Annotated in this window: 10 protein-coding genes; 8 read left to right on the top strand and 2 right to left on the bottom strand. The window is 64.6% G+C overall.

Annotated features, from left to right (window positions below):
- Positions 1-229: 229 nt before the first annotated feature.
- Positions 230-1,060, top strand: a complete 831-nt coding sequence (locus AB0M88_RS18800) for a hypothetical protein (RefSeq protein ID WP_364103218.1) — start codon at positions 230-232, stop codon at positions 1,058-1,060.
- Positions 1,061-1,455: 395 nt separating this feature from the next.
- Here AB0M88_RS18800 and AB0M88_RS18795 read toward each other — a convergent pair whose 3' ends face one another.
- Both AB0M88_RS18795 and AB0M88_RS18790 read right to left on the bottom strand, forming a co-directional pair.
- Entirely contained in the window at positions 1,456-2,259 is an 804-nt protein-coding gene (locus tag AB0M88_RS18795) for a protein phosphatase 2C domain-containing protein (RefSeq protein WP_364103232.1), read from the bottom strand.
- A gap of 8 nt (positions 2,260-2,267) precedes the next feature.
- Positions 2,268-3,110, bottom strand: a complete 843-nt coding sequence (locus AB0M88_RS18790; protein WP_364103215.1) for a sigma-70 family RNA polymerase sigma factor — start codon at positions 3,108-3,110, stop codon at positions 2,268-2,270.
- A 179-nt stretch (positions 3,111-3,289) separates the two neighbouring features.
- Here AB0M88_RS18790 and AB0M88_RS18785 point away from each other — a divergent pair, with 179 nt between their 5' ends.
- The 7 genes from AB0M88_RS18785 to AB0M88_RS18755 all read left to right on the top strand — a co-directional run bounded on the left by AB0M88_RS18785 (position 3,290) and on the right by AB0M88_RS18755 (position 7,325).
- Positions 3,290-3,679 carry a hypothetical protein gene (locus AB0M88_RS18785; RefSeq protein WP_364103212.1) on the top strand — a complete coding sequence of 130 codons (390 nt, stop codon included), beginning with the start codon at positions 3,290-3,292 and terminating at the stop codon, positions 3,677-3,679.
- Between the two features lie 156 nt (positions 3,680-3,835).
- Positions 3,836-4,747, top strand: a complete 912-nt coding sequence (locus tag AB0M88_RS18780; protein ID WP_364103209.1) for a hypothetical protein — start codon at positions 3,836-3,838, stop codon at positions 4,745-4,747.
- A 163-nt stretch (positions 4,748-4,910) separates the two neighbouring features.
- Positions 4,911-5,720 (top strand): FtsK/SpoIIIE domain-containing protein, encoded by an 810-nt coding sequence (locus tag AB0M88_RS18775; RefSeq protein WP_364103206.1) that lies wholly within the window; start codon positions 4,911-4,913, stop codon positions 5,718-5,720.
- Complete coding sequence (locus tag AB0M88_RS18770; protein ID WP_364103203.1) at positions 5,717-5,905, top strand: hypothetical protein; 189 nt, start codon at positions 5,717-5,719, stop codon at positions 5,903-5,905. The genes AB0M88_RS18775 and AB0M88_RS18770 overlap by 4 nt, the downstream gene beginning before the upstream one ends.
- A gap of 117 nt (positions 5,906-6,022) precedes the next feature.
- Positions 6,023-6,544: a hypothetical protein gene (locus AB0M88_RS18765; RefSeq protein WP_364103200.1), complete on the top strand. Its 522-nt coding sequence runs from the start codon at positions 6,023-6,025 to the stop codon at positions 6,542-6,544.
- Entirely contained in the window at positions 6,541-6,963 is a 423-nt protein-coding gene (locus AB0M88_RS18760; RefSeq protein ID WP_364103197.1) for a hypothetical protein, read from the top strand. Before AB0M88_RS18765 ends, AB0M88_RS18760 begins: the two co-directional genes overlap by 4 nt.
- Positions 6,963-7,325 carry a hypothetical protein gene (locus tag AB0M88_RS18755; RefSeq protein WP_364103194.1) on the top strand — a complete coding sequence of 121 codons (363 nt, stop codon included), beginning with the start codon at positions 6,963-6,965 and terminating at the stop codon, positions 7,323-7,325. The genes AB0M88_RS18760 and AB0M88_RS18755 overlap by 1 nt, the downstream gene beginning before the upstream one ends.
- The last annotated feature ends 426 nt before the right edge of the window (positions 7,326-7,751 follow it).

Here is a 7,751-nt window from a genome sequence, read left to right as displayed (position 1 = left end):
CGCCAGGGCGTCAAATAGCTCCTTCGTTTGACGCCCTGGCGATGGTCTGGCATCCCTTGGGCAGGCGGCCGGGATGACTCCTCAACCCACCTCGAACCCTCGAACGCCGTGCCCACGAAGTCTGGCCATCCTGGGAGCCTGCCCGTCCGGCGAGGACCGCAGACTTCGTTTTCGCCCTACGTACCAAGTAGGGTCTTTCCCGCACTGGATGTCGGGCTCGGGAGTATTGATGACCATCGCAGTATCGCTGAAGGTAAATGACGGGGTTGTGCTCGCTGCGGATAGCGCTAGCACCCTCGTAGCCCTTGATCCGAACGGGCAGGCCGCCGTCGTGAACGTCTACAAGAATGCGAATAAGATCTTTAACCTTCGCAAAGGGTTACCGATCGGAGTGGTCACGTGGGGTAACGGCGCCTTTGGCAAGGCGTCCATCGAGCGCCTGGTCAAGGACTTCCGCCAGGAGCTGTCGGCGACGCTCGACCCTAAGACGTACGCCCTGGCCGACGTGGCGAAGGAGTTTCGCCGCTTCATGTATGAAGACAAGTTCGTCACCGCATTCGGGGCATCTGCCGGTGGAAACGACAGCCTGGCGACTGGCTTTTTCCTTGTCGGATACTCGGCCGACGGGGAGATGGCGGAGGAATATCGGATCGATATGTCGCCCCAGGGGTGTGACGCGCCGAGCCTCGTACGGCCCTTGGATGAGAGCGGCGCCTCGTGGAGCGGCCAGCCAGAGGCGATCAGCCGCCTTCTTGTCGGGTTCTCCACTCGCCTGCCTGAGACCCTCGTGCAACTCGGGATGAACCCTGCGGATGTCGGCCCTGCGACGGCTGCGTTGCAAGCCAACCTCACCGAGCCGCTAATCGCACCCGGCATGCCGTTTCAAGACGCGATCGACCTTGCGACCTTTTTGGTGGAAACGACTGTGAGTTTTGTCCGTTTTGGTCCCGGTGCGGATACTGTAGGAGGGCCGGTAGAGGTTGCTGGCATTACTAAGCACGAAGGCTTCAAGTGGATCAAGCGGAAGCACTACTATGGGAGCGACCTCAACCCCGCGTGAAGGAGGCCAACATGCAGAACTCCGTTAACTCGGGTGCCACGCGCACCTCAGGAGCCGCCGCCAGCCAGGCAAAATCGACTGTCCGTACGGGTACCGTGTCGACACGAGATGGCCGGCCGAGTGTCTCGGGCAGTGCAGCGAAGCCTTTCAAGGGCGTAAAGTTGGGCGAGAAGAGCAGCTAGAGCACTGTCAACCCGGAACCCCGGAGTGTCCCTCGCGTGGACGCCCTCCGGGGTTTTGTCATGTTCGCGCCTGCCGCCGGGCTGAAACCGCCGGGGTGCCGCCCAGCGAAGCGCCCGGGCGGCGGGGCCCCGAGCGGCGGGCGTCAGCCCGGCCCTGCTGGGCGGCGCGAGCGGCCTGCGAAGCGGGCCGCCTTGAACCCGTACAGAAACTTCTCACAGCTCAAGAAAGAGTGCTGTGGCATCGTCGTTAGCTTTGCCACGCGGCCATCGTCGGCCCTCCGGGTCCGCCTCCTCTAGCGTCCTTACGCGCTTCAGAAGCTCCTCCGGGCCGTCTTGTCGGAGCATTTCGACCAGCTCTGGCCAGTCGGCTTGATGGAATCGGTCGACTAAGCGACTAGCTCCGTCGCTGAGCAGCGTGACGGAACGAGCGTTACGAAGTGGAAGTTCACCTACGAGAGCTTCCTCGGCCACATCAGGATCGGCTGCTGCCACCCAAAAGCCACCGTGCCGGTTTCTATGAGCACGTAACGCCTGAACGTATTCACGCCTGGCGGCATCGTGTTCCGTCGTGCCGTTAGATAGCTGGTCCATCTGCTGTCTTAAGTGCCTGCCGACGAGGGCCTCTCGGTCGTCAGTAACAACTAAGGGGTCGCCCATACTTAGCTCGATCGTGAGGACCGAGTCTGCCAAAACGAGGTATTGAATCATTTCCTCGACGATGCGCACAACTATGACGGTCGCGCTTGGCGTTCCTGGATCGTTCAGATCGCAAGTGTGACGGTGGAGGTTTGCTGTCTCCAGAATTGCGTCCGAAAGAACAGCCCGTAGCCCTTGCTCGGTTGCAGCCAGTTTGCTTGCAATGGATCCGCCTAGAGTCCGTGCGAACCAGTCGACGCCATGCTTGCAGCGTGTAGTGGTCCCTGAAAGTCCCGCTCCATCAAGAAGCACTGCTCCTGTCGGAGTAACGCAGCCAAAGTCCTCGTTGGGGTGTCCCGCATACGCGGGGATTGACGCCAAAGATGCCTTCAACTGTTCTCCAGGCGGTGGAAAGGGGTGAGCAAATGCACGTGGTCTGGCTCGTTTGTCTCGTGGTCGTAAGCTGTGCCAACGAGCACAGAGAAGTTGGAGTCTCGAACCTCGGAATAGAGGTCGCTTATCCGGTTACAGATCAAATCTACGACTCCGAGAGATCCTTGGGGATGTATACCTGTAAATATGACTAGCGAACCTTCGCCATCCGGACGTGGTAGGCGCCCGAGGTACGCCACGTCCCAGTCGCGTTGGGGTGTCTCATCTTGACCCGAGCGGTAAACCGTGCCGGACTCGCGATCTACTAGTGTCCATGGGCCGTCGTCGGCGCGTTGAAATTGGAACCTTGTATCCTGTTTGAGAACTTGGGCGACGGCCTCGGAGATTCGTGGTCCGCAAATCACCAGGAGGTTCGGTCGATTGAGATCAATCTCGCCGCCCACAGGGATGTTCTCGAAATGTGGCTCCAGCCGAAGGGATCGGGCTAGCTCTCCGAGCCGCTGGGAGCCAGCGACGTCTTCGGCGGCGACGACGGGCCGAGCCTTGATGGCCTCCTGCTTCAGGGGAGTCACGATCGTAACGCTGCCCGCGCCGAGGAAAGCCCCCTCAACGCTGGGTCCCTGTTGGCGGATCTGGTGGATCCGACCGCGCGAAAGGCCGGCCTGCTGCGCTATGTCCGCGTAGGACAGCCCTTGGCGCCTAAGGTCCTCGATGATCCTTCGACGGAGGCGGGCAAGCTCGGTAACTTCCTCTTGAGCTGCCGTGATGCTGGTGGTGGCACGCCTCAACTGCTCGAAAGGATCTTCGATCCCCAAGATCCGTCTAACTTCGTCGCGCACTTTTTCCCTTTAGTGTCTAGGCCCCCTTGACGCCTCTCACTCTACCGCCTAATCTACTGTCTAGACCCCTCGACATGCCGAGGGATCGTATCCGTGTCTGTCTAGTCCCCTAGACGGATGCGGGCAGGACGGCAGTCACCCAAAGTGGGTGCGCCGTAGCCACGCGAAGGAGTCAGTTGATGGCAACCAACCAGCCTCGTATCAGCTCGCAGCCGCGTCTGATGCTGGACACGACGAACGTCATCTTCGAGATGGCGGACGACATCTTCCCGAAGCTCGACGACAAGGGCGGTCAGAAGATCGACCGGGAGTCGGGTCTGCCGATGTGGACCGCGCCGATGTTCGGGCGTGGCCGTGCGGTCGGGCGGAAGTGGTCCGGGCAGCTCAACGTGACGATCGTGAGCGCGGACAAGCCGATCGCTGAGGACGGCGACCGGGTGATCCCGGTCGACCTGGAGGCCCTGCCGTGGGTCTCGGAGCAGAACGGCCGTACGCGCAACGGCGTCGCGTTCAAGGCTTCGGCCCTGGACGTGATCGTGTCCACCAACAGCGGCGACGTCGCCGCCTGATCATCCCCGATCCGACTGGCTCCTGAAGCCATCTACCGCAGGAAGCGGGGCCGCCAAGAGATTGGCGTCCAAGAGCGGCCCCGCACCTGTTCAGCGACTCACTCCTAGCCCTCCGGAGAGGGAGGAATCGTCTTGCCTAAGTCTAGCCGCACTTCTGTGTTCGGCCGTAGCGACCGGGGCCAGACCGTCACGGTCATCGAGGCTCCGCAGGCGCGTTCGCAGCGCCGTAAGGCCATCATCGCGTTCTGGGTCACCCTGTTCACGGCTGGTCTGTTGACCGCCACGGTGGCGTCGCATTACATGCACCCGATTTTGGGTGGCATGCTGGGCATCACCGTTGGTGCGATCCTCGGCGCGGTCCTGTTCGGGCTGATCATCGCGTGGCCGGTCCTGATGATGATCTGGCACTGGGTGCCGGAGATTCTGCTCAGCCTCGGGGTCACCTCTGGCTGGGTGTGGCTGATGGAAGCCACTCCGCTGTGGCTCGCTCTGCTGGTGGTTGCTATCGGTGTCGGCGGTCCCGCCGCCTACCCGAAGACCCGCCGGTGGCTGCTGGCCCCGGTCTGGTGCCTGATCGTGCGGCACCGCCTGCGGCAGTGTTTCGCCGCGTTCATCATCAGCAACCGCGAAGGGACACTCCCGCTGATCCTGCTCGCCCGTCCGACCCCGGTCGGAGAACGCGTATGGATCTGGCTGCGTCCCGGCCTGTCGATCCAGAACCTGGAACAGGACGGCCAAGTGCAGAAAATGGCCGTGGCCTGCTGGGCCCGCGAGGTCCGAGTTACCCCCGCATCCCGCAAATACGCCGCCTTCGTCCGCGTGGACGTCACCCGGCGCGAAACGCTGACCTCGACGGTCGTCTCACCGCTTCCCGGTGCCCTGCCGGATGACATGCCGGCCACCACTCCGGCCACCGTCACCCATCAGGAACCGGTCGGCGTGAACCTCGCCGATGTCCCCGCCGCACGTCGGCGCTCTCCCGACACCAACAGCGAATCCCGGCCGCGCCGCGCGCGCAACCCGGAACCGCCGTCCTCGGACGCCTACGACCCGAGCGACTACGCCTAACCCCTCATGACACGTACGTGTCAAAACCCTTCACCCGTGTGCCCCGGCATGGTCCCTGACCACCCGGTCTCCACGCCGTGCCGGGCACGCCTCGCTTCGATCGGAGCCCTGCCCCATGACCAACCCAAACGGGGGCCGGCCGCTGATTCCGGTCGGACCTCACATGTCCATCTTCGACCCGGTGTTCCTGGGCATCGACGAATTCGGCCACCCGGTCTACCTGCCGATGATCTACCGCAACATCCTCATCGGCGGTGAACCCGGCGCCGGGAAATCGGCCCTGCTGAATACCATCGTCGGTACTGCCGCCCTGTGCGGCGATGTCAACCTGTGCCTGCTCGACGGTAAACAGGTCGAACTCGGCCTCTACATGGACTGCGCCGACGTGTTCGTCGGCCCGGACCTGGAACTGGCTATCGCCACCCTGGAACGCGTTCAGGAAGTGATGGACAACCGGTCGGCGTTCCTGCTGGCCCGCAAGCGCCGCAAGGTGCTGCGTCACGACACGTTCTTTACCCAGATCCTCGTCGCTATCGACGAGATCGCCTACTTCTCCGCCACCGCCGGGGAGAAACCACGCCGGGAACGCTTCTCCGAGCTGCTGCGCGACATCGTCTCGCGGGGACGCGCGTTCGGCGTCATCGTCGCCGCCGCCACCCAGCGGCCCTCTTCCGACATCATCCCGCCGAGCCTGCGGGACCTGTTCGCCTGGCGCTTCGCCGGGCGCTGCACCAACGACGTCTCCTCCGACATCGTGCTCGGCCACGGCTGGGCGGCACGGGGTTACTCCTCCAACACCGTCGACCCGAACAACCAGGGCTGCGGCCTGCTGATCGCGGAGGGCGGCATCCCCGCCCTGGTCAAAGCCGCATACATGACCGACACCGACATCATCCGCGTCGCCGACTACGCCTCCTGGGTCCGACGCGAAACCCGCACCGACAACCCGACCGAATTGAGGGACGCCGCATGACCACTATCACCGGGCTCATTCCGCGGCTTCGCTACCGCACCGGCCGCGTCGTCTCCATCCGCTGCGCTGCCTGCCGGACCTGGCGCAAGCCCCGCGCGTTCGACCTCAACACCAACATCTGCCACGACTGCTCCTACGGCGCCGCCCACAAACGGGTCACCGCCCGGCCCGCTCGTCGCGGCTAACCCTCTACGGCACCACCAGCACCACCGCATAGGAACGGCCGACGAACCGGAACCAGCCCTAGGAAAGCGAATCCGGCCCGCCGGCCACCACCACCGCCCACGAAAGGACGTGGCGTCATGCACCGTACCCAAAACCCGACCGGTCCCGCCGCCGACACCGACGACACCACACCCGTCGTCACACCGGCCGACATCATGCGCGGAGCCGCCCTCTACCTCGAAATCCACGGCTGGCATCAGCGTGACTACTACGCCACCACCAGCGAGCCGTTCCCGGCCGCCGACGTCGCCGGGGCCATCGGCATGGCCGCCCACGGCGGATTCCACGACGTGCCCTCGATTGCCGGGCCGCACGTCCGCGACTACATCGTCGCCTACGCCTATCTGACGACCTACCTGCTCGACCAGGGCGAGATTGCCCCGCGTGACGACGACCCGCTGTCGAACGTCAACCAGTGGAACGACGACCCGTCGCAGACCGTCGAGAAGGTCACTGCCACGCTGCGGTCAGCGGCCGACGAATACGACTGGCAGCACGCCAGCGAAGACGACCTCGAAACGTACGGCGAGAACGAACTCGACTACGACCGGGTACCCACCCGTGAAGGCTTCCTCGCCTGGCTGGCGGCCCGCCGATGAGCACCGTCACCGCGCTGCCCAGCGACCGCACCGTCGCGATCCTCGACCAGGCCGCCGACTACATCACCCGGCACGGCTGGATCCCGACGAGCCTGTACCAGGCTCACCGCAACTGCCCGCTCAAATGCCGGGTACACCGCACCGGCGGCTATCCCGCGTCGATGCTCGGCGCTATCCGCGTCGCCGTTTTCGGCATGCCCCGCTGGTACCTCGACACCGCTGACAGTGAGGCGCTGCACACCTACACCGCTGCCGTCGAGTGGCTTAACACCTACCTCCTCGCGGTCGGCCACGCCCGGCAGCACGCCTGCCTGTTCGACTGGGAGACCGCCCCAGAACGCACCCGCGCCGACGTCATCGCCGCTTTGCAGTACGCGGCCGACGCCTGCCGCACCCGGGCTAGCCGGAGGGCCGCCTGATGTCCTCCCCGCAGCCTGTCGTACGGCTGGACCGTCGGCTGCTATCCGCCGGACTCGGCCTCACCGTGGCCACCCTGGTTCGCCTGTGGGCCGACCACACCCCACCGGTACGCCCTACCCGGGCGACCTGCCGCACCTGCGGCCACGCCTACACCGACACCGCGCCGCTGTGCCCGACCGCCGCCACCGTGCGGCCCCTGCTCGTACGCCGCCGCTACGAAGGCGGACCCACCGCGCTGGATCTGCTGACCAGCAACCAGATCGACGACTTGCTCGGCGTCGTCAACCCGCGCTCGGACACGCGCCAGTGGTCCACCAAAAAGCTCTCCACCTACTTCCCGCCCCGGGAGGACCTTCGATGACTACTCCGGAGATCACCAATCTGACACGTACGTGTCAACCCTTCACCACGGCCGGACTGCTGACCGCGCTCGAGACCGCCTGGGCCGCCATCCGCGCCCGCAACCCCGAGGTCCCCGCGGCCGTCCTGATCGTCGGCTCCGGCTCACCCGCCAAACCCAACGCCGCCATGAAATGGGGCCACTTCGCGTCCCTGCGCTGGCAGCACGGCGACACCCGACTCCCCGAGGTCCTCATCTCCGGCGAGGGACTCAAACGCACTCCCGCCGAGGTCCTCGTGACCCTGCTCCACGAGGCCACGCACGGCCTGGCTGATGCCCGCAACATTCAGGACACCTCCCGCCAGGGCCGCTGGCATAACAAGAAATTCGCCACTCTCGCGGCCGAACTCGGTCTCAAAGCCGAGAAGGACGACAAGCTCGGCTACT

The sequence above is a fragment of the Actinoplanes sp. NPDC051411 genome, from assembly GCF_040682075.1.
Taxonomy (GTDB): Bacteria; Actinomycetota; Actinomycetes; order Mycobacteriales; family Micromonosporaceae; genus Actinoplanes.
The sequence above is the reverse complement of the archived record's forward strand: the minus strand, read 5'-3'. Positions and strand labels throughout refer to the sequence as shown.